Here is a 21258-nt window from a genome sequence, read left to right as displayed (position 1 = left end):
GCCTGTCCCTTCTTCAACGCCCAGGAGGACAACGCCTATGGCCATGTTTGAGCCCGGTCACCTGCATATCGAGCGCCATGCGCTGAACAAGGACGACTACAGCTACAACCTGTGCATCGACTACGAACTGGCCCAGGACCCCAAGGAGGGCCGGGGCATGCAGTTCACCCTGCACGGCACCATCGAGGACAAGCCCCTCAAGGAACAGTTCTTCCTGGCCAAGGACCAGGCCTTCGATTTCGCTCGCCATGCCGCGCGTATCGCCCAGCAACACGGGATGCCCAAGAGCGCCAATATCTCGTCCCTGCACAAGTACTACGACGAAATGTTCGAAGACGTGCGCAAGCAACTGGACATCAAGTCCGGCGACCCGATGAATCCCGAACACCTGGAATAAGCCCCGGGCAGTTGCCAGCCTGCCGGCGCCAGTCACGCCGGCAGACTTGCGCACCTGCCCCGGACCTTGCGCCGGCGCCGGCCACGGCGATTTCGACTAAGCCCCGCGCCCAAGGCATACTGGCACCCCTCCAGTGCCCCAGAACCCTCCGCCACCCCCATGCGTATCCACGTCAGCTTCATCGACCGCGTCGGCATCACCCAGGAAGTCCTGGCCCTGCTGGGCGGGCGCAACCTCAACCTGGATGCGGTGGAAATGGTGCCGCCCAACGTCTACATCGACGCCCCGACCCTGAGCCCGCAAGTCCTGGATGAACTGCGCGACGCCCTGTTCAACGTGCGCGGCGTGCAAGCGGTGACGGTGGTCGACATCCTCCCCGGGCAACGCCGCCACCTGCAGCTCGATGCCCTGCTGGCCGCCATGACCGACCCGGTGCTGGCCCTGGACAGCGCCGGCAAGGTGCTGCTGGCCAACCCGGCGCTGGTGGCCCTGTACGGCCGCGAGCCTGCGGGAGAAAGCGTGGCCGAGCTGTTCGCCGACCCCGGCCTGCTGGCTACGCTGCTGGAACAGGGGTTTCGCCTGCCGCTGCGGGAGGTCACGGTCAATGGCCAGACCTTGTTGCTCGACGCCATGCCCATCACCGACGCCGGCGCACTGCTGACCCTGTACCAGCCCAATCGCATCGGCGAGCAGTTGTCGGCCCTGCACCACGATCATGCCGAGGGCTTCGATGCCCTGCTCGGCGAGTCGCCGGCGATCCGCACCCTCAAGGCTCGGGCGCAACGGGTCGCGGCCCTGGATGCGCCGTTGCTGATCCAGGGTGAAACCGGCACCGGCAAGGAACTGGTGGCCCGCGCCTGCCACGCCATCAGCGCTCGCCATAGCGCGCCGTTCCTGGCCCTGAACTGCGCGGCGCTGCCGGAAAACCTCGCCGAGAGCGAGTTGTTCGGTTATGCCCCCGGCGCCTTCACCGGAGCCCAGCGCGGGGGCAAGCCAGGGCTGATGGAACTGGCCAACCAGGGCACGGTATTCCTCGATGAAATTGGCGAGATGTCGCCCTACCTGCAAGCCAAGTTGCTGCGCTTTCTCAACGACGGCAGCTTTCGCCGGGTCGGTGGCGACCGCGAGATCAAGGTCGATGTGCGCATCCTCAGCGCTACCCATCGCGACCTGGAGAAAATGGTCGCCGAGGGCAGCTTCCGCGAGGACCTGTTCTACCGCCTCAATGTGCTGACCATCCAAGTACCGCCATTGCGCGAACGCGGCCAGGACATCCTGTTGCTGGCCCGCTACTTCATGCAGCAGGCCTGCACCCAGATCCAGCGCCCGGTATGCCGGCTGACCCCGGGCACCTACCCAGCGCTGCTGGGCAACCGCTGGCCGGGCAATGTGCGCCAGCTGCAGAACGTGATCTTTCGCGCGGCGGCGATCTGCGACGGCAACCTGGTGGACATCGGCGACCTGGACATCGCCGGGACCTCGGTGGCGCGCCAGAACGATGCCGAGGTCGAGAGCCTGGAGCAGGCGGTGGAAGGTTTCGAGAAAGAGCTGCTGGAAAGCCTCTATGTCCATTACCCCTCGACCCGGCAGCTGGCCAACCGCCTGCAGACCTCCCACACCGCCATCGCCCATCGCCTGCGCAAGTACGGTATCCCCGGCAAGCCCTGAAACAGACTGCACTGCTTCTTTAGCAGCGAAGCTCGCTCGCGAAAATCTCAACGACGCCGCGATGCCTGGAGCCTGCGCAGCGCCCTCGGCCTCTATCGCGAGCAAGCTGCGCTCCTACAAAAAACGGGCGAAAAGCGACCTCCATCTGTACTGAAAGCGCTACAGCGGAACGATATCGCTACAGCCGCGCCAAGCCTCTGTTCTCCAAGACTTTGATCCCCAAAGCGTTTTTTTCGCAGCCAGGGCTGTAGCGATTTCGCTACAGCCGATCCAGTCATTTGCTCGCCAAAATAACTCAAGCAATTGATTTATAAAGAATAAATACAAATTGGCCATGTTCTTGCTATGGATATCGCCATTCGGCTCGGCCCCGCACGAGCATTCAATCGCGTCCACCAGACGAAATCTGGCCCCTGAGGAGTTTCCATGAGCGAGTTGCGTTTTACCGAAGATCACGAATGGCTGCGTGCTGAAGCCGATGGCAGCGTCACCGTTGGCATCACGGCTTTCGCGCAGAACGCCCTGGGCGATGTGGTGTTCGTGCAACTGCCCGAATTGCAGGGCTACGACAAGGGCGCCGAAGCCGCCACCGTGGAATCGGTGAAGGCTGCCAGCGGCGTGTACATGCCCCTGGACGGCGAAGTGGTCGCCATCAACCCGGCCCTGGAAGACCGCCCGGAACTGGTCAACGAAGACCCGCTGGGCGAAGGCTGGTTCTTCCGCTTCATTCCTGCCGATGCCGGCACTGTTGGCCAACTGCTCGACCAGGACGCCTACGACCGCCTGATCAAAGCCAACGCCCAAGCCTGAGGAATCCGTGATGACCGTCAACCTCACCACCGCCAACGAATTCATCAGCCGCCATATCGGCCCACGCCAGGACGACGAGCAAGCCATGCTCAACCGCCTGGGCTTCGACTCCCTGGAAGCCCTGAGCGCCAGCGTGATCCCCGAGAGCATCAAGGGCACCAGCGTGCTGGAACTCGGCGCCGGCCAGAGCGAAGCCGATGCCCTGGCTTCGATCAAGGCCATCGCCGCCAACAACCAGCTGTTCAAGACTTATATCGGCCAGGGCTACTACAGCTGCCATACGCCTTCGCCGATCCTGCGCAACCTGCTGGAAAACCCGGCCTGGTACACCGCCTATACCCCATACCAGCCGGAGATTTCCCAAGGCCGCCTGGAAGCCCTGCTGAACTTCCAGACCCTGATCAGCGACCTGACCGGCCTGCCGATCGCCAACGCCTCCTTGCTCGACGAAGGCACCGCCGCCGCCGAAGCCATGACCTTCTGCAAGCGCCTGAGCAAGAACAAGGGCAGCCATGCCTTCTTCGCCTCCGTGCATTGCCACCCGCAGACCCTGGACGTACTGCGCACCCGCGCCGAACCCCTGGGCATCGAAGTGGTGGTGGGCGACGAACGCCAGTTGACCGATGTCAGCCCGTTCTTCGGCGCCCTGCTGCAATACCCGGCCAGTAATGGCGACCTGTTCGACTACCGTGAGCTGGCCGAACGTTTCCATGGGGCCAATGCCCTGGTGGCCGTGGCCGCCGACCTGCTGGCCCTGACCCTGTTGACCCCGCCGGGCGAATTCGGCGCCGACGTAGCCATCGGCAGCGCCCAGCGCTTTGGCGTGCCACTGGGCTTCGGTGGCCCGCACGCGGCCTATTTCTCCACGCGCGATGCGTTCAAGCGCGACATGCCTGGCCGCCTGGTCGGCGTCTCGGTGGACCGTTTCGGCAAGCCGGCGCTGCGCCTGGCCATGCAGACCCGCGAACAGCACATCCGTCGCGAGAAGGCCACCAGCAACATCTGCACCGCCCAGGTCCTGCTGGCCAACATCGCCAGCATGTATGCCGTGTACCACGGTCCCAAGGGCCTGGTGCAGATCGCCCAGCGCATCCACCAGCTGACCGCGATCCTCGCCCAGGGCCTGGCGCAACTCGGCCTGGCCCCGGAACAGCAGGACTTCTTCGATACCCTGAGCCTGCACACCGGCGCCCGCACTGGCGCATTGCATGAACAAGCGCGTGCGCAGCGCATCAACCTGCGGGTGATCGACGCCGAGCGCCTGGGCCTGTCCCTGGACGAGACCTGCTCCCAGGCCGACGTCGAAACCCTGTGGCAGCTGCTGGCCGAAGGCAAGCCGGTACCGGACTTCGCCAGCGTGGCCCAGGCCGTCTCCAGCCGCATTCCAGCGGCGCTGGTACGCCAGTCGGCGATCCTCAGCCACCCGGTGTTCAACCGCTACCACTCGGAAACCGAGCTGATGCGCTACCTGCGCAAGCTGGCGGACAAGGACCTGGCCCTGGATCGCACCATGATCCCGCTGGGCTCGTGCACCATGAAGCTCAACGCCGCCAGCGAGATGATCCCGATCACCTGGGCCGAGTTCGGCGCGTTGCACCCCTTCGCCCCGACCGAGCAAAGCGCCGGCTACCAGCAACTGACCGACGAACTGGAGGCGATGCTCTGCGCCGCCACGGGCTATGACGCCGTGTCGCTGCAGCCCAACGCCGGCTCCCAGGGCGAGTACGCCGGCCTGCTGGCGATCCGTGCCTATCACCAGAGCCGTGGCGAAGGCCGCCGCGATATCTGCCTGATTCCATCCTCGGCCCACGGCACCAACCCGGCCACCGCCAACATGGCCGGCATGCGCGTGGTGGTCACCGCCTGCGACGCCCGGGGCAACGTGGATATCGAGGACCTGCGAGCCAAGGCCATCGAGCATCGTGAGCACCTGGCCGCGCTGATGATCACCTACCCGTCGACCCACGGCGTGTTCGAGGAAGGCATCCGCGAGATCTGCGGCATCATTCATGACAATGGCGGCCAGGTGTACATCGACGGCGCCAACATGAACGCCATGGTCGGCCTCTGCGCCCCGGGCAAGTTCGGCGGCGACGTGTCCCACCTGAACCTGCACAAGACCTTCTGCATTCCCCATGGCGGTGGCGGCCCGGGTGTCGGCCCGATCGGCGTCAAGTCGCACCTGGCACCGTTCATGCCGGGCCACGCGGTGCTGGACAACAAGCAGGGCGCCGTCAGCGCCGCGCCTTTCGGCAGCGCCAGCATCCTGCCGATCACCTGGATGTACATCCGCATGATGGGCGGTGCCGGGCTCAAGCGTGCCTCGCAATTGGCGATCCTCAACGCCAACTACATCGCCCGGCGCCTGGAAGAGCACTACCCCGTGCTCTATACCGGTAGCAACGGCCTGGTGGCCCACGAGTGCATCCTCGACCTGCGTCCACTCAAGGACAGCAGCGGCATCAGCGTCGACGACGTGGCCAAGCGCCTGATCGACTTCGGCTTCCATGCCCCGACCATGTCGTTCCCGGTGGCCGGCACGCTGATGATCGAACCGACCGAAAGCGAGTCCAAGGAAGAACTGGATCGTTTCTGCGACGCCATGATCCGCATCCGCGAGGAGATCCGCGCCGTGGAGAACGGCACCCTGGACAAGGATGACAATCCACTGAAGAACGCTCCGCACACTGCGGCGGAACTGGTGGGCGAGTGGACGCACCCGTACAGCCGCGAGCAGGCGGTGTACCCGGTGGCGTCGCTGGTCGAAGGCAAGTACTGGCCACCGGTGGGCCGGGTCGACAACGTGTTCGGCGACCGCAACCTGGTGTGCGCCTGCCCGTCGATCGAAAACTACGCTTAAGGCAGCCACAAGCTAATAGCCTCAAGCTGCAAGCAAGAGTTGCCCGACTTCTGACTTGCGGCTTGCGGCTTGCGGCTTGCGACTTACAGCTGCCGCTATAACAAGAAACCGGAGAACCAACATGTCCCTGAGCGTGTTCGACCTGTTCAAGATCGGCATCGGCCCCTCCAGCTCCCACACCGTCGGCCCGATGCGCGCAGCCGCGCGCTTCGTCGAGGGCTTGCGGCGTGAACAGCTGCTGGCCGCCACCGCCAGCGTCAAGGTCGAGCTGTATGGCTCGCTGGGCGCCACCGGCAAGGGCCACGGCAGCGACAAGGCCGTGCTGCTGGGTCTGGAAGGCGAACACCCGGACACCGTGGATACCGAAAGCATCGGCGCTCGCCTGCACGCGATACGCAGCAGCGCAAGCATCAACCTGCTCGGCGAACAACGCATCGCGTTCAACGAGAAAGAACACCTGGCGCTGATCCGCAAGCCCCTGCCCTATCACCCCAACGGCATGATCTTCCGTGCCTTCGATAGCGCCGGATTGCAGATCCGCAGCCGCGAGTACTACTCCGTGGGCGGTGGTTTCGTCGTCGATGAAGACGCCGCCGGCGCCGACCGCATCGTCGAGGACGCCACGCCACTCACCTTTCCTTTCAAGACCGCCCGGGAGCTGATGCAGCATTGCAGCACCTACGGCCTGTCCATCAGCCAGGTGATGCTGGGCAACGAAAGCGCCTGGCGCCCGGAAGCCCAGACCCGCGAGGGCCTGCTGAAGATCTGGCAGGTCATGCAGGATTGCGTGGATGCCGGCTGCCGGCATGAAGGGATATTGCCCGGCGGGCTCAAGGTCAAGCGCCGGGCCCCGGCCCTGTACCGGCAGTTGTGCAAGCACCCGGAAGCCGCGCTGCGCGATGCGCTGTCGGTACTGGATTGGGTCAACCTCTACGCCCTGGCGGTCAACGAGGAAAACGCCAATGGCGGTCGGGTGGTCACCGCCCCCACCAACGGCGCGGCCGGCATCATCCCGGCGGTCCTGCACTACTACATGCGCTTCATTCCCGGGGCCAATGAGGACGGGGTGGTGCGTTTTCTCCTGACTGCCGCCGCCATCGGCATCCTGTACAAGGAAAACGCCTCGATCTCCGGCGCCGAAGTCGGCTGCCAGGGTGAAGTGGGCGTGGCCTGCTCGATGGCCGCCGGTGCCCTGTGCGAAGTCCTGGGCGGCAGCGTGCAGCAAGTGGAGAACGCCGCGGAAATCGGCATGGAGCACAACCTCGGGCTGACCTGCGATCCCATCGGCGGACTGGTGCAGGTGCCCTGCATCGAGCGCAACGCCATGGGTTCGGTGAAAGCCATCAACGCGGTGCGCATGGCCTTGCGCGGAGACGGGCAGCACTTCGTGTCCCTGGACAAGGTCATCCGCACCATGCGCCAGACCGGCGCCGACATGAAAAGCAAATACAAGGAGACCGCCCGTGGCGGTCTGGCCGTGAACATCATCGAGTGCTGATACCCACACTGGGTCTCGGTCCATTTTTCAGGAGTCGTCATGTCCACCCAAACACTGTTGAAAACCCCATTGCACAGCCTGCACCTGGAACTCGGCGCGCGCATGGTGCCGTTCGCCGGCTACGACATGCCGGTGCAGTACCCATTGGGCGTGATGAAGGAACACCAGCACAGCCGCGAGCAGGCCGGGCTGTTCGATGTGTCCCACATGGGCCAGATGCTGCTGCGCGGCGCCAACGCCGCCCAGGCCCTGGAGACCCTGGTGCCGGTGGATATCATCGACCTGCCGGTGGGCATGCAGCGCTACGCCATGTTCACCAATGAACAAGGCGGCATTCTCGACGACCTGATGGTGGCCAACCTGGGCGACGAGCAACTGTTCCTGGTGGTCAACGCCGCCTGCAAGGACCAGGACCTGGCCCACCTGCGCCGGCACATTGGCGAGCAGTGCGAGATCCAGCCGCTGTTCGAGGAGCGTGCCCTGCTGGCCCTGCAAGGCCCGGCGGCAGTCACCGTGCTGGCGCGCCTGGCGCCGCAAGTGGCGCAGATGACCTTCATGCAGTTCAAGCCGGTGACGCTGCTGGGCGTCGACTGCTTCGTCAGTCGTTCGGGCTACACCGGCGAAGACGGCTTCGAAATCTCGATCCCCACGGCCCAGGCCGAGAAGATCGCCCGCGCCCTGCTGGCCGAACCGGAAGTGGCCCCGATCGGCCTCGGCGCCCGCGATTCGCTGCGCCTGGAAGCCGGCCTTTGCCTCTATGGCCATGACATGAACGAACAGACCACGCCGATCCAGGCCAGCCTGCTCTGGGCCATCTCCAAGGCCCGTCGGGCCGACGGCCCACGGGCGGGTGGCTTCCCCGGTGCCGCAGTGATCTTCGCCCAGCAGCAAGAGGGCGTGGCGCGCAAGCGTGTCGGCCTGCTGCCCCAGGAGCGCACGCCGGTTCGCGAAGGTGCGGAAATCGTCGATGCCGACGGCAATATCATCGGCAGTGTCTGCAGCGGCGGTTTCGGCCCGACCCTGGGCGGCCCGCTGGCCATGGGTTACCTGGATATCCGGTACACAGCGCTCGACACGCAGGTTTGCGCAATAGTTCGTGGGAAAAAGGTGCCAATGCTTGTAAGCAAAATGCCATTCGTGCCTCAACGCTACTATCGCGGCTAAACGACTGTTTCTATAAGTAACGCGGTTGCGTTAAAAGTGCACTAATCTGTAACGCCACCGCCATAAAACAGTGCATATTTTCGATACTGAAAGGCACTTATAACGCTCGAAAACAATTGAACAACTCTATCGAATAAGCCGTGCACGCTAGTTCCGCCAAACCTCGGCAAGCTGTGTAAAACCGGGGCTTCGCGGGGCTTGTTTTTTCTCCCATAGTTGGCGTAGAGTCTCCCCACTGTGTTTGCATGGGTCGCTTGGAATCGTGACCTGGGCAGTAGCTAACAAGTTTGCTACACCCGTTCGACGTCTCTTACTTTCCTGCAACCCAGCCCAGTACTCTTCCCCAAGGAAGAGACTGTCATTAATTTTTTAGCGTCAAAGGAAATAAGAAATGTCCCAACGTCAGAGCGGTACCGTCAAGTGGTTTAACGACGAGAAAGGTTTTGGTTTTATCACTCCAGAGAGCGGTCCGGATCTGTTCGTACACTTCCGCGCCATTCAAGGTAACGGCTTCAAGAGCCTGAAAGAAGGCCAGAAAGTGACCTTCATCGCTGTGCAAGGCCAGAAAGGCATGCAGGCTGACGAAGTACAAGCTGAAGCTTAATCGTCTGCAACGAAAAAGCCCCTGATGCTGACATCAGGGGCTTTTTTGTGCGCGCAAATCCGTAAAATGGCTTCTTTTTCCAGACGAGAGCCTGTCATGCCCAAACACCTGCTAAGCCCCCAGGGCGAATACCCCGCCGCCGGCCTGGGCCGTCGCCTGGCAGCGATGTTCTATGACTTCCTGTTGTGCGTCGCCCTGCTGATCGTCACGGGCGGCATCTACAAGCTGATCCAGATGCAGATCATTGGCGAAACCCGCATGCGCGCCCTGACCGAGTCCGGGGCCCTGGATGGTGATCCGCTGTACTCCACGGTCCTGTTGTTCGTGCTGTTCGGTTTCTTCGCCAAGTTCTGGACCCACTCCGGCCAGACCCTGGGCATGCAGGTCTGGGGCATCCGGGTACAGAACGCCGACGGCAGCCGTATCAGCCTGTGGCAAGCGCTGCTGCGCTTCATGGTGTCCATCGCCTCCTGGCTATGTGCCGGCCTGGGCTTTTTCTGGGTGCTGGTGGACAAGCAGAAACGCAGCTGGCACGACATCTATTCCAACACCCAGTTGGTGCGCATCCCCAAGCGGAAGAAATAATCCGTCCCCAATGAAAAACGCCCCGACGGATCGGGGCGTTTTCTTGTCCGTGACAACAGCCTCAGGCGTTGCCGGCCAGCTTCATCCGCGCGGCCTGGGTGAAATCCAGCATGCGCTTGAGCGGGCGGATGGCGTTGGGGATCAGCGCCGGGTCCACATGGATCTCGTTGCTGCCCTGCTGCAGGCAATGCAGGGTACGCTCCAGGGTGTTCATGGCCATCCACGGGCAGTGGGCACAACTGCGGCAGGCCGCGCCGTTGCCCGCAGTAGGTGCCTCGATGAACACCTTGTCCGGACACAGCTGCTGCATCTTGTAGAAAATGCCGCGGTCGGTGGCGACGATGAAGGTCTTGTTCGGCAGGCGCTGCGCCGCAGCGATCAACTGGCTGGTGGAACCCACCGCATCGGCCAGTTCGATCACCGAGCTGGGCGACTCCGGGTGCACCAGGATCGCCGCATCCGGATACAACGCCCGCATGTCTTCGAGCTGCTTGGACTTGAACTCTTCGTGGACGATGCAGGCACCGTCCCACAGCAGCATGTCGGCGCCGGTCTGGCGCTGGATGTAGGTGCCCAGGTGCTTGTCGGGCCCCCAGATGATCTTCTCGCCGTTGTCCATCAGGCTCTCGACGATCTCCAGGGCGCAGCTGGAAGTCACCACCCAGTCGGCCCGGGCCTTCACCGCAGCGGAGGTGTTGGCATACACCACCACGGTGCGCTCGGGATGCTGGTCGCAGAACGCCGAGAACTCATCCACCGGGCACCCCAGGTCCAGGGAACAGGTGGCTTCCAGGGTCGGCATGAGCACGCGTTTTTCGGGGTTGAGGATCTTCGCCGTCTCGCCCATGAAGCGCACCCCGGCCACCACCACGGTCTTGGCCGGATGGGCATTGCCGAAACGGGCCATTTCCAGGGAGTCGGAAACACAGCCACCGGTCTCTTCGGCCAGGGCCTGGATCACCGGATCGCAATAGAAGTGGGCAACCAGCACCGCGTCCTGGGCCTTGAGCTCAGCCGCGATGGCGGTACGGAAATGGGCTTCTTGCTCGGCACTCAACGGCACGGGTTGCTTGGCGTCGAGGTGGGCTTGAACCAGAAGGCGTTCGGAAATTTGCGTCATGTTCGCAAGACCTGCAGGCGCTTGGGCGCGAAAGTCGAGTATACCACCGGCTCCGGACCGCTCAGGGCCCCGCCGGGAGAGTGAATTCATCAGGCACGGACAACGTTGGAGCCGCGCAAGGCTACAGAATATCCCGGGTATTCAAAAGCTTATTCTGTCCGCCGGCTGATCTTCACAGTGCATACCGACTGACGGGCAAAACGCTGTTGGCCCGGCTAGCGGCTCGACCGGGCCAACGGCCATTGGCACTCAGTCGGCGCCCAAGCTGGAGGGCTCCTCCAGTACCCGCTTGGGATGCATGCCATTGACCATGCCCATGAACGGCGCATGGATCGAGTAGCCCAGCAAACGCTGGATGTGTTCGCTGCACTGGCGCACGGTATCGCGCGGGATCGACAGGCTGAAGTTCTCCTGCTGGCGTGCCCAGGGCTCGCAATACTGTGCCGTCAGGGCCAAGCGCGGTGCCTGGCTGCGATTGGCGCCACCGCCATGCCAGAGCGTGCCGAGAAAGAACACCACCGATCCCTTGGGCATCACCACCGGTTGCGCGCAGGCCCGCTCCGCCTCGGTGGGTAGGCGACCATCCCAGAGATGGCTACCGGGGATGACCAGGGTGGCGCCGTTGTCCGCGGTGAAGTCATCCACCGCCATGACCGTGGCTGCGCCATAAGGTGGCCGCGGACGCGCCATCGGATAGAACGCATCATCGTAATGCAGGCTCTGCGCGGACTCTCCCGGCAGGATATTGATGGCCTGCAGTTGGGACAGCAGGTAGTTCGGTGCCAGGATCCGATCCAGCAGTCCGAGCACCAGCGGATGCTCCACCAGAGGGTTGCAAGCCAAGGTCTTGGCGATCACCGCATACAAACGCTGGGTACGCATGCCCTCGAAGGCATTGCGTCCGGTGTGATGCGAAAAGAGCCCACCAAGCGCCCTGCGCATCTCATCCACCTGCTGCTCATCGAACAGGCGCTCGAGCACCACGAAGCCATCGCGCTGCAAGTCCCTGACAAGGTTTTCCAGCAGCGCCGGTGCCACGGCTTCCTGGCTGCCGGCGGTCGAGGGATGGGTCCTGGCATAACCGCTGTGCATGTAGTCGTGCTGCTCGGGCAAGGTCTTGTTATTCATTGCGCTGCTCCCGGGTGGTAGGTCGCATCAATTTGTAGGACCCTGGCGCAACCGCCAATGACGCTTTGCCTCAACTGACATGACCGACTGGATCGTTGCCCCGACCATTCCCGCCCGCTTTGCCCGCGAACTGCTGGCCCAGTTGCGCCTGGATGCAACCACCCACGACGCCCTGCTGCAACGCTGCGGGTTGTCCAGGGAGATGCTGCGTGACGGTCATCGGCTGGCTCCTCTCACCTACCGGGCCTTGAGCCGGCTGGCCGTAGGAGCCAGTCACGACGAAGCCTTCGGGTTCTTCGCCCGGCCCGTCCCGCTGGGAAGCTTCGCGCAATTGCTGCGACTGCTGGTGCACCTACCCACCCTGGCCGACGCTCTTGAAGAAGCAGCGCGTTTTTACCAATTGTTCGATGGTGCACGGCCCTGGCAGCTGGAAAAGGACCTCAACAGTGCCCGCTTGGTACTGGTTCCCCGAACAAAAGCCCAGGCCGACTCCACGCTCTGGCCCCATATGTTGCTACTGGCGCTCTGGCACAGCGCAAGCTGGCTCACAGGGCAAACCCTGCCGTTGCGCCAGATTGTCCTTCCCGAGCAACTCGCCACGTTCGCCCCGCAATCGCGCTTCCTGTTCGGCCACCAGCCCCTGTGCGGTACCAGGGCCCTGCTGGAACTACCAGTGGCCAGCCTGCGTGCCCCGATCATGCGTCGCCCCGAGGAAGTGGCACGTTTCACCCGCCACTTGGTGCCGACCCTGATCGCGCAAGCTCCCGCGCCCCACCTCGAGACCCAGCTGCGCAGCCTGCTTTGCGCGGCCGAGCCCTTCGCCAGCCTGTCCGAGATCGCTGCAGCCCAGGCCCTGGGGCTTTCCCGACAAACCCTGGCACGCAAGCTGGCAAGCCTGGGCACCAGCTTCCTCGGTATCCGCGAAGACCTGCGGCGCGACCTGGCCTGCGCCCAACTGGCACGCGGAACGATGAGCGTCGCAGACCTGGCACACCTGCTGGGCTACTCCGAACCCAGTGCGTTCCAACGTGCCTTCAAGCAATGGACTGGGCTTCCGCCAGGAGCCTATCGCGGTGGGCGGCGGGTGAATAGAACCGGCTGACTCTTCCCCTGCGCGAGGTATCGGCAAGCGGCTCTCCACCAACGAGACTCGTGAACCTGGCTACATCACTCTGGTGAGCGATGGTCGTAGCGATATGAGTCACTGAACCGCACAGGTCTCAATCACCCCGCTGCCGTCCAGTTCCCGAAAGGAAGAAGGTCTCGATCATATGGCTGCATCCGGCACGAGCAATCCGCCCTCGCCGCCCGGCATCGATGACCGCCCATACCGTCGCCATGAACAATTCCGACATGGCCACTGCTGACAGCTCGATACGGAAAGCGCCTGCTTGCTGCCCCTGTAGGAAAAACTCGTCCAGGGCCTGGATATAGCCCCGCCAACGCTCGCCACCGTTGGACTCCCTCAAGGTATCGGGGGGAGTCTGGAACATCAGGAAATGAATGAACTCGCTCTGCTCCAGGTGCCTGGCGGTCAAACGTTGCAGGGCGCTACCCGGACTGGAGGCATGCAACTCTGCCCCAATAACCAGATGATTGAGCACCTTCGAAGCATGATCGAGAAGCATCTCGACCAAGTTGTCCCGAGTACCGCAGAACCGATGGAGACTCGCCTTGCTCATCCCCGCCAACGTTGCAAGCTCCCTCAAGGTGGCGTGGGGCCGAGCTGCAATGGCCTGGGCCAATAAGCGCAATGTGCGCTCGTCTGGGCTGTTCCTGAACACTTCCTACTCCCTGCTAGCCGGTGGTGACCCAATCACCTGACGGGAGCACCATGAAACATTTAGCACCAAATGAAACACTGTAAATCATTGTGGATCAATATTGCTCCAAAAAAATCCAAATGACATCATCCCACCCCTTTAAACCGTTAAGCCTTTGAGGGGAAAAATGGATAGCAAAGTCCGCTGCCGAGTCCTGGCACTAGTAACCTGCCTGACGCCGGCCAGCCTTGCGGGATGCCTGCAGGAGCAACCTGCACAAGAGCCGACCATCAAGCTGGTCAGCGTCGAGAGAGTCGCCTCCCAGACACTGCAACTGACCGCCCAGCTACCCGGGCGGGTCGAACCGATACGCGTTGCGGAAATCCGTGCCCGAGTTGCCGGTATCGTCACCAAACGCCATTTCGAAGAAGGGGCCGAGGTCAAGAGCGGAGACCTGCTGTTCGAGATCGACCCGGCCCCCATGAAGGCGGCGCTCGCCCGGGCCCAGGGTGAATTGGCAAAAGCCAGCGCCGATGTCATGGATGCTCAATCGAAGGTCAAGCGCTACGAACCTCTGGTCGCGATCAATGCCATCAGTTCGGAGGATTTCGACACCGCTGTCGCCACGCTGGAACGCGCCAAGGCGGCACAGCACAGCGCACGGGCAGACCTGGAGACGGCCCAACTGAACCTGGGCTACGCCTACGTCAGGGCTCCCATTTCCGGCAAGATCGGCAAGGCTATGGTCACAGAGGGAGCACTGGTCGGCCAGGGCGAGGCCTCGCTAATGGCCGAGATCAAGCAGCTTGACCCGATCTATGTGGACTTCAACCAGTCAGCCTCGCAAGCCATCAGGCTCAAGGCCGCATTGGCCGACGGCACACTCTCGACCGACTCCGACCAACGCCTGCGGGTACAGATAGACGACACCCGATACAACCGCGAAGGCGAGTTGCTGTTTGCCGATGTAGCGGTCGATCCCGGTACCGGACAGGTAACCCTGCGCGGACACTTTGCCAATGAAGATCGCTTGCTGCTGCCTGGCATGTATGTTCGGGTCAGCGCTCCCCAGGGCACCGATCACCAGGCGGTCCTGGTGCCGCAACGGGCCATCCAGCGTGACAAGCAGGGTCAGGCACAGGTCTGGGTGGTGAATGATGAAAATCTGCTCGAACCACGCCTGGTCCAGACGGGAGACATGCATGCATCACGCTGGCACATCACCGAGGGTCTGAAGACCGGCGAGCTGGTGGTGGTGAGCAACCTGGACGGCCTGAGCGCAGGCGACAAGGTCAACCTCACGCCTTCGGCAAATCATCCGCGACAGACGTCGACTGACTGAAGCGGCAAGAAGCAGAGGAACCCACCATGCCTGCGTTTTTTATCCAGCGTCCCAACTTTGCCTGGGTCGTGGCCCTGTTCATCTCGATGTTCGGGCTTTTGCTGATCCCCTCCTTGCCAGTGGCGCAATACCCGGATGTCGCCCCACCACAGATCAACATTTATGCAACCTATCCTGGCGCCTCCGCCACGACGCTGACCAACTCCGTTACCAGTGTCATCGAGGAAGAACTCAGCGGCGCCAAGGGCCTGCTCTATTTCGAGTCCGCCAGTAACTCCAACGGCGTGGCCGAAATCATCGTGACCTTCAGTCCGGGAACCGATCCGGACCTGGCCCAGGTCGACGTGCAGAATCGCCTGAAGCAGGCAGAGGCCAGGCTACCCCAACCGGTGCTCACTCAAGGGCTGGAGGTCGAGCAGACCACTTCCGGCTTCCTGATGATCTACGCCCTCAAGTACAAGAACAGTCAAGCCGGCGATGACACCAGCGCCCTGGCGGACTACATGGCGCGCACCATCAACCCGGAGATCCGCCGCTTGCAGGGAGTCGGCAAGCTGCAGTTCTTTGCCGCAGAGGGGGCCATGCGAGTCTGGGTCGATACCCAGAAGCTGATCGGCTTCGGGTTGTCCATCGACGACGTGAGCAACGCGATCAAAGCCCAGAACGTCGAAGTCCCCGCTGGCAGCTTCGGCGCCGCGCCAACACCCGGCAAACAACAGGTCACCGCGACCCTGGCGGTCAAGGGCACCCTGAGCACGCCAGCCGAATTCGGCGAAATCGTCTTGCGGGCCAACACCGATGGTTCCCAGGTCAAGCTCCGCGACGTGGCACGTGTGGAGATTGGTAGCCAGGACTACAGTTTTGCCACCCGCCTCAACGGACAACCTGCCGTAGGCAGCGCCGTGCAATTGTCGCCAGGTGCCAACGCCCTGGCCACCGCCGAGGCCGTCAAGACACGCCTCGCCGAACTATCCCCGTACTTTCCGGACAACGTCGAGTTCGTCGTGCCCTACGACACTTCCAGATTCGTCAAGGTCGCGATCGAGAAAGTCATCTACACGCTGCTCGAGGCGATGGTTCTGGTGTTCCTGGTGATGTTCCTGTTCCTGCAGAACGTGCGCTACACCCTGATTCCATCCATCGTGGTGCCGGTGTGCCTGCTCGGTACCCTGGCGGTGATGTACCTGCTGGGCTTCTCGGTGAACATGATGACCATGTTCGGCATGGTGTTGGCCATCGGCATCCTGGTGGACGACGCCATCGTGGTGGTGGAGAACGTCGAGCGGATCATGGCCGAGGAGGGCCTGTCTCCGGTCGAGGCCACGGCCAAGGCGATGCAACAAGTGTCCGGCGCCATCATCGGGATCACCCTGGTCCTAGCCGCGGTGTTCCTGCCGCTGGCCCTGATGGGGGGGTCGGTAGGGGTGATCTACCGGCAATTCTCCATCTCGCTGGCCATTTCCATCCTGTTCTCCGGCTTCCTCGCCCTGACCTTCACCCCCGCACTCTGCGCCACCCTACTCAAGCCGGTGATTCACGGCCATGAGCCAAAGCGCGGGTTCTTCGGCGCGTTCAATCGGTATTTCGCTGCCCTGACCGAACGCTACAGCGTGCTCAACACTCGCCTGGTGAAACAGACCGGGCGCTACATGCTGATCTACGCGGGCCTCTTGGCAGTGCTGGGCCTGACCTACCTGCGGCTCCCGGAATCATTCGTGCCCAACGAAGACCAGGGTTATACGATCGTCGACATCCAGTTGCCGCCCGGAGCCACCCGCGAGCGCACATCGGCCGTCAGCGACGAACTGGAACAGTACCTGCTAGCTCGCCCCGCCACGGCGTCCACGTTCCTCTTGATGGGCTACAGCTTCTCGGGGATGGGCGAGAATGCCGCGCTGATTTTCCCTAGCCTCAAGGATTGGGCCGAACGCGACACCGAACAATCCGCTGCCGTCGAAACCCAGAAACTCAACGAACGTTTTGCCCAGGCATCGGACGGCACTGTACTGGCGATCAGTCCGCCGCCCATCGAAGGCCTTGGCAATTCCGGAGGCTTTGCCCTGCGCTTGCAGGATCGCGGCAACGTCGGACGTGAAGCCTTGCTCGAAGCACGGGACCAATTGCTGGAAAAAGCCAACGCCAACCCGAAGATCCTCTACGCCATGATGGAAGGACTGAACGAAGCACCACAATTGCGCGTAGCCATCGATCGAGAAAAAGCCCAGGCCATGGGGGTGGGTTTCGACGCCATCAGCAACGCGCTGGCCAATGCCTTCGGGTCTGCGGTGATCAACGACTTCTCCAATGCCGGACGCCAGCAACGGGTAGTGATCCAAGCCCGGGCCGAGGACCGGGTCCGGCCAGAGACCATCCTCAATCTCTATGTCGGCAACAGCAGCGGCAACCTTGTGCCACTGAGCGCCTTCGTAACGCTGAAATGGGAAGAAGGCCCGGTGCAGATCGTCAGGTACAACGCCTACCCCAGCATCAAGATTGCCGGCGATGCCGCGCCGGGCACCAGCACCGGTGAGGCCATGGCGGAGATGGAGAAGCTGGCCAGCCAGCTACCCGCCGGGATCGGCTACGAGTGGACCGGCCTGTCCTATCAGGAAAAAGTCGCCAGCGGACAGGCCGGTCAGTTGCTGCTTCTAGCGGTTGTCGTGGTGTTCCTGCTGCTGGTGGCGCTCTACGAGAGCTGGGCCATTCCCATGAGTGTCATGCTCATCGTTCCCATCGGAGCCCTCGGTGCCGTGGCTGCGGTGACCATCGCCGGCATGCCCAACGACGTCTATTTCAAGGTGGGACTGATCACCATCATCGGGCTGGCGGCGAAGAACGCGATCCTGATCGTCGAGTTCGCCAAGGATCTGCTCGAACAAGGCCGCTCATTGAAGGAGGCAGCCGTTGAGGCGGCGCGCCTGCGCTTTCGCCCGATCATCATGACCTCGATGGCCTTCATCCTCGGCGTGATACCCCTGACTCTGGCCGTCGGCGCCGGCGCAGCCAGCCAGAAGGCGATCGGGACCGGGGTCATTGGCGGGATGATCTCAGCCACCTTCCTGGGGGTAATACTCGTACCGATCTTCTTCGTCTCGGTCCTGGGCCTGTTGCCCAGGAAGCGGCCCATGCAGCAGCCAAACGACACGGTTCCAGAAGCACTGAAGGAGTAACTCCGGTGACACGTATTCATCACCAACACCCAGCCCTGGTGGCTTTGCTCCTGGCACTCGCCGGCTGCTCGCTGGCGCCCGAGCACCAACGCCCGGGCTTGCCCGTGGCCGAGCAATGGCCACAGTCGCCGGAGCAGGTATCCCCAGGCCAGGCTCGGCACCAGGGATATCGGGCGTTCATCACCGACCCGCACTTGCTCAAGGTGGTCGAGACGGCGCTGGGCAACAACCGCTCGCTCCGCCAGACCCTGCTGGATATCGAGGCTGCCAGGGCGCAATACCGCATCCAGCGCAGTGAACGCCTGCCATCGCTGAACGCCGATGCCAGTGCCCATCGCGCCCATGTGCCAGCCGACCTTTCCAGCTCAGGCAAGGAAGGCGTCGCATCCAGCTACAAGGTCGGCTTGAGTCTCCCCGAATATGAACTGGATCTGTTCGGCCGGCTCAACAGCCTGAGCGACTCGGCACTGGAGCACTTCCTGGCAGCACAAGAAACGGCAGCAAGCGCACGCATTGCCCTGATTGCCGAGACAATCCAAGGCTATCTCAATCTGGAGGGAGCCCAGCGTCAACGCCTGCTGACCCACCAGACTCTCCTGGCACGCCAAGCTTCGCTGAATCTGGTCAGGCAACAGCTGGCCAACGGTACGGCTACCGCCCTGGACTTTCAGGAAGCACGTGGCCTGGTGGAACATGCCAGGGCCGACCTGGAAAACAGCGAACGCCTGCTGCGCCAGGCACGCAATGCCCTGGTCCTGCTGGTGGGTACACAGGATGCTGCCAAGCTGTTGCCCACCCGACCGGGCGAGCAGAGGCGCATCCTCCAGCAACTCTCCCCCGGGGCACCCTCGCAGTTGCTGGAGCAACGCCCCGACATCCTCGCCAGCGAACATGTACTAAGGGCCAGGAATGCCGATATCGGAGCCGCCCGGGCGGCGTTCTTCCCGCGTATCACCCTGACCGGCTCCTTCGGCAGTTCCAGTACCGAGATGTCTCGGCTGTTCGACGGCGGCTCGCGTGCCTGGACCTTCATCCCGAACCTGGAGCTGCCTCTGTTCCACGGCGGGCGCAACCGCGCCAACCTGGACCTGGCCAAGGTACGCAAGGACTCCGCCGTGGCCAGCTACGAACAGACCGTACAAACCGCGTTCCGGGAAGTGGCCGATGCGTTGGATGCCACCGACACCCTGCACCGGGAGGTCCAGGCAAGAAACGAACTGGCCGGAGCCAGTGGCGAGGCCCTGGTCCTGGCCAAGGCTCGCTACGAGCGGGGCGTGGACAATCACCTGCGTTACCTGGAGGCCCAGCGCAGCCACTTCAATGATCAGCTCGGCCTGATCCGGATCAGCACTGAGCAGCAACTGGCACTGGTTGCCCTGTACCGGGCGCTGGGAGGTGCCTGGTACTGAACCCGCAATGCCGCGCTATGGGGAACCGATAGCGCGGCATCCGCCAATTTGCCCCAATCACCGACTGGCCATGTAGACTTTTGCGTTTGTCCCAGTGAAGGAAGGAACTCACATGCGAACAGCAGTCATTGACGAGCACGTCATCAGCGAACTCGTCATTGCCTTGGCTCGTAATCCACGTGCCTCCCTGCAGGAGCTGGCTACAACCGTACGCATCGGCAAGACCACCCTCTACCGATACGCCAAGACGCGCGAAGAGCTGATCGACACACTGCGCGAGCGCTGCGTCAGCACCATGCTGGAGGCCGCGCAATCAGCCCTGCAGGATAGCTTGCCGTTGGTGGAGGCCTTCTCCAGGCTGGTGCACAACCACCTGGCCCACAAGGACGCCTGCGCCTTTCTGCTGAGCTATGGACGCTCCCCGCAGACCCCGCGTGCACAGGAGGTCGACCAGAAACTGCAGACCTATGAACAGATCATGGAAGCCTTCTTCATCCGAGGGCAAAAAGAGGGGCTGTTCAAGATCGGCCTCACGGCGATCGGCCTGACCGACCTCTTCAACTACGCCCTCGCCGGCCTGGCAGAGTCGGCCCTGGCGGGCCGTGTTGCATCACTGGGCCTGGAGAACATCGCCACAGACCTGTTGCTCAATGGACTGCGTGCCTAAAAGGCTCGCGGAACACCGGCCTGCCGATATTCTCGGGCAGGCCGTCCTTCTCCCTCAATAACCCGCCACGTAGTCGGTAATCTCCTGCTGGTACGCAGCCTTCCTGTCAGCCGACGCCCAACTGGCATCGAAGGAGTTCCGCGCCAGTTGCACCATCTCGGCCGGGGTCATCGGGTAGTTCTGCGCCAGGGCGAACATGTCGTCGGACACATAGCTCTGGAAGTACGCCGGGTCATCGGAGTTGACCGTGACCTTCACCCCGGCCCTGAGCAATTGCAGGATCTCATTGCCCTTCATGTCGCCGACGAAGCCATTGGACACCGGGCAGCACGTCAGGCCGATCCCCTTGTCCCGCACATAGGCCACCAGCTCCGGGTCCTCGACGATGTTGGTGCCGTGATCCAGGCGGTCGACCTGGATGTCCAGCAAGGCCTGGCGAATATTGCCGATGGAATTGTGCTGGTCGATGTCGCAATGCATGGTCAGGTGGAAACCCGCCTGCCTGGCCTTGCCGAACACCTCGCGGAATTTGCTTGGCGGGTTGCCGTTCTCGTCGGAGTCCAGGCCGACCCCGAGGATCTTGTCCCGGTGCACCAAGGCCTGTTCCAGGGTGTCGGCGGCCGACTGTGCGGACATGTCCCGCAAAAAGCGCATGACCAGGGCGGTTTCCACGCCAAGGGCACGGCTCTCGCGGACAGCCCGGTGATAGCCGTCGATGACGGTTTCGAAAGCGATGCCACGGCTGGTGTGGGCCTGGGGATCGAAGAACAGCTCGACATAGCGGACATTGTGTTCCCGGGCCTTGTGCAGGTAGGCCATGGCCAATTGATAGAAGTCCTCCTCCTGCTGCAGGACGTTCATCGCCGGGTAGTACACCTGCAGGAATGACGACAGCGAATCGAACCTGTAGCTGCGCTTGATCTCCTCGATGGTGGTTTGGCCGATATCGACCCGGTTCCTCTCTGCCAGGGCCAGCTTCAGTTCGGGCTCCAGCGTGCCCTCCAGGTGCAGGTGCAATTCGGCCTTCGGCAGGCCCTTGATGAAATCGTGGGTAAGGGTGGTCGGTAACATCG

General features: G+C 62.7%; 17 protein-coding genes. 13 read left to right on the top strand and 4 right to left on the bottom strand.

Annotated features, from left to right (window positions below; genetic code table 11):
* Positions 1-37 precede the first annotated feature (37 nt).
* The 8 genes from H7A76_RS22335 to H7A76_RS22300 all read left to right on the top strand — a co-directional run bounded on the left by H7A76_RS22335 (position 38) and on the right by H7A76_RS22300 (position 9586).
* The gene (locus H7A76_RS22335; RefSeq protein ID WP_185700508.1) at positions 38-397 is read left to right on the top strand and encodes a DUF5064 family protein; all 360 of its coding nucleotides are present in this window, start codon (positions 38-40) and stop codon (positions 395-397) included.
* Positions 398-556: 159 nt separating this feature from the next.
* The gene (locus tag H7A76_RS22330; RefSeq protein ID WP_185700507.1) at positions 557-2065 is read left to right on the top strand and encodes a sigma-54-dependent transcriptional regulator; all 1509 of its coding nucleotides are present in this window, start codon (positions 557-559) and stop codon (positions 2063-2065) included.
* 426 nt (positions 2066-2491) lie between these two features.
* Positions 2492-2875, top strand: coding sequence for a glycine cleavage system protein GcvH (gene gcvH, locus H7A76_RS22325; protein WP_185700506.1), 384 nt, complete (start codon positions 2492-2494; stop codon positions 2873-2875).
* A 10-nt stretch (positions 2876-2885) separates the two neighbouring features.
* Complete coding sequence (gene gcvP / locus H7A76_RS22320; protein WP_185700505.1) at positions 2886-5735, top strand: aminomethyl-transferring glycine dehydrogenase; 2850 nt, start codon at positions 2886-2888, stop codon at positions 5733-5735.
* Between the two features lie 121 nt (positions 5736-5856).
* Positions 5857-7233 (top strand): L-serine ammonia-lyase, encoded by a 1377-nt coding sequence (locus H7A76_RS22315; RefSeq protein WP_185700504.1) that lies wholly within the window; start codon positions 5857-5859, stop codon positions 7231-7233.
* A 39-nt stretch (positions 7234-7272) separates the two neighbouring features.
* A complete protein-coding gene (gcvT, locus tag H7A76_RS22310) occupies positions 7273-8397 on the top strand; it encodes a glycine cleavage system aminomethyltransferase GcvT (protein WP_185700503.1) in 1125 nt (374 codons plus the stop codon).
* A gap of 391 nt (positions 8398-8788) precedes the next feature.
* Positions 8789-9001 (top strand): cold-shock protein, encoded by a 213-nt coding sequence (locus tag H7A76_RS22305; RefSeq protein WP_007977299.1) that lies wholly within the window; start codon positions 8789-8791, stop codon positions 8999-9001.
* Positions 9002-9097: 96 nt separating this feature from the next.
* A complete protein-coding gene (locus tag H7A76_RS22300) occupies positions 9098-9586 on the top strand; it encodes an RDD family protein (protein ID WP_185700502.1) in 489 nt (162 codons plus the stop codon).
* Positions 9587-9647: 61 nt separating this feature from the next.
* Here the strand turns inward: H7A76_RS22300 and nadA are convergent, their stop codons facing one another.
* Together nadA and H7A76_RS22290 are read right to left on the bottom strand one after the other, a co-directional pair.
* Positions 9648-10706 (bottom strand): quinolinate synthase NadA, encoded by a 1059-nt coding sequence (gene nadA, locus H7A76_RS22295; protein WP_185700501.1) that lies wholly within the window; start codon positions 10704-10706, stop codon positions 9648-9650.
* A 249-nt stretch (positions 10707-10955) separates the two neighbouring features.
* Complete coding sequence (locus H7A76_RS22290; protein ID WP_185700500.1) at positions 10956-11834, bottom strand: phytanoyl-CoA dioxygenase family protein; 879 nt, start codon at positions 11832-11834, stop codon at positions 10956-10958.
* Positions 11835-11913: 79 nt separating this feature from the next.
* Here H7A76_RS22290 and H7A76_RS22285 point away from each other — a divergent pair, with 79 nt between their 5' ends.
* Positions 11914-12936, top strand: a complete 1023-nt coding sequence (locus H7A76_RS22285; RefSeq protein ID WP_185700499.1) for a helix-turn-helix transcriptional regulator — start codon at positions 11914-11916, stop codon at positions 12934-12936.
* A gap of 118 nt (positions 12937-13054) precedes the next feature.
* Here the strand turns inward: H7A76_RS22285 and H7A76_RS22280 are convergent, their stop codons facing one another.
* Positions 13055-13618: a helix-turn-helix domain-containing protein gene (locus tag H7A76_RS22280; protein WP_185700498.1), complete on the bottom strand. Its 564-nt coding sequence runs from the start codon at positions 13616-13618 to the stop codon at positions 13055-13057.
* A 166-nt stretch (positions 13619-13784) separates the two neighbouring features.
* On the opposite strand from H7A76_RS22280, the gene H7A76_RS22275 reads away from it, so the two are divergent.
* The 4 genes from H7A76_RS22275 to H7A76_RS22260 all read left to right on the top strand — a co-directional run bounded on the left by H7A76_RS22275 (position 13785) and on the right by H7A76_RS22260 (position 20185).
* Entirely contained in the window at positions 13785-14939 is a 1155-nt protein-coding gene (locus H7A76_RS22275) for an efflux RND transporter periplasmic adaptor subunit (RefSeq protein WP_185700497.1), read from the top strand.
* Positions 14940-14965: 26 nt separating this feature from the next.
* Positions 14966-18109: an efflux RND transporter permease subunit gene (locus H7A76_RS22270; protein WP_185700496.1), complete on the top strand. Its 3144-nt coding sequence runs from the start codon at positions 14966-14968 to the stop codon at positions 18107-18109.
* A 5-nt stretch (positions 18110-18114) separates the two neighbouring features.
* Entirely contained in the window at positions 18115-19518 is a 1404-nt protein-coding gene (locus H7A76_RS22265) for an efflux transporter outer membrane subunit (protein ID WP_185700495.1), read from the top strand.
* Positions 19519-19630: 112 nt separating this feature from the next.
* Entirely contained in the window at positions 19631-20185 is a 555-nt protein-coding gene (locus H7A76_RS22260; protein ID WP_185700494.1) for a TetR/AcrR family transcriptional regulator, read from the top strand.
* Between the two features lie 54 nt (positions 20186-20239).
* Here H7A76_RS22260 and add read toward each other — a convergent pair whose 3' ends face one another.
* Positions 20240-21256, bottom strand: coding sequence for an adenosine deaminase (gene add / locus H7A76_RS22255; RefSeq protein WP_185700493.1), 1017 nt, complete (start codon positions 21254-21256; stop codon positions 20240-20242).
* Positions 21257-21258: the final 2 nt, after the last annotated feature.

Source organism: Pseudomonas sp. MSSRFD41, from assembly GCF_014230245.1.
GTDB lineage: Bacteria > Pseudomonadota > Gammaproteobacteria > Pseudomonadales > Pseudomonadaceae > Aquipseudomonas > Aquipseudomonas piscis.
Note: the sequence above shows the minus strand (reverse complement) of the source record. Positions and strands in the feature narration are given on the sequence as shown.

Coding starts and splice junctions, on each gene's coding strand:
- H7A76_RS22335 (WP_185700508.1), top strand. CDS start 38: ATGGCCATGTTTGAGCCCGGTCACCTGCATATCGAGCGCCATGCGCTG.
- H7A76_RS22330 (WP_185700507.1), top strand. CDS start 557: ATGCGTATCCACGTCAGCTTCATCGACCGCGTCGGCATCACCCAGGAA.
- gcvH (WP_185700506.1), top strand. CDS start 2,492: ATGAGCGAGTTGCGTTTTACCGAAGATCACGAATGGCTGCGTGCTGAA.
- gcvP (WP_185700505.1), top strand. CDS start 2,886: ATGACCGTCAACCTCACCACCGCCAACGAATTCATCAGCCGCCATATC.
- H7A76_RS22315 (WP_185700504.1), top strand. CDS start 5,857: ATGTCCCTGAGCGTGTTCGACCTGTTCAAGATCGGCATCGGCCCCTCC.
- gcvT (WP_185700503.1), top strand. CDS start 7,273: ATGTCCACCCAAACACTGTTGAAAACCCCATTGCACAGCCTGCACCTG.
- H7A76_RS22305 (WP_007977299.1), top strand. CDS start 8,789: ATGTCCCAACGTCAGAGCGGTACCGTCAAGTGGTTTAACGACGAGAAA.
- H7A76_RS22300 (WP_185700502.1), top strand. CDS start 9,098: ATGCCCAAACACCTGCTAAGCCCCCAGGGCGAATACCCCGCCGCCGGC.
- nadA (WP_185700501.1), bottom strand. CDS start 10,706: ATGACGCAAATTTCCGAACGCCTTCTGGTTCAAGCCCACCTCGACGCC.
- H7A76_RS22290 (WP_185700500.1), bottom strand. CDS start 11,834: ATGAATAACAAGACCTTGCCCGAGCAGCACGACTACATGCACAGCGGT.
- H7A76_RS22285 (WP_185700499.1), top strand. CDS start 11,914: ATGACCGACTGGATCGTTGCCCCGACCATTCCCGCCCGCTTTGCCCGC.
- H7A76_RS22275 (WP_185700497.1), top strand. CDS start 13,785: ATGGATAGCAAAGTCCGCTGCCGAGTCCTGGCACTAGTAACCTGCCTG.
- H7A76_RS22270 (WP_185700496.1), top strand. CDS start 14,966: ATGCCTGCGTTTTTTATCCAGCGTCCCAACTTTGCCTGGGTCGTGGCC.
- H7A76_RS22260 (WP_185700494.1), top strand. CDS start 19,631: ATGCGAACAGCAGTCATTGACGAGCACGTCATCAGCGAACTCGTCATT.
- add (WP_185700493.1), bottom strand. CDS start 21,256: ATGTTACCGACCACCCTTACCCACGATTTCATCAAGGGCCTGCCGAAG.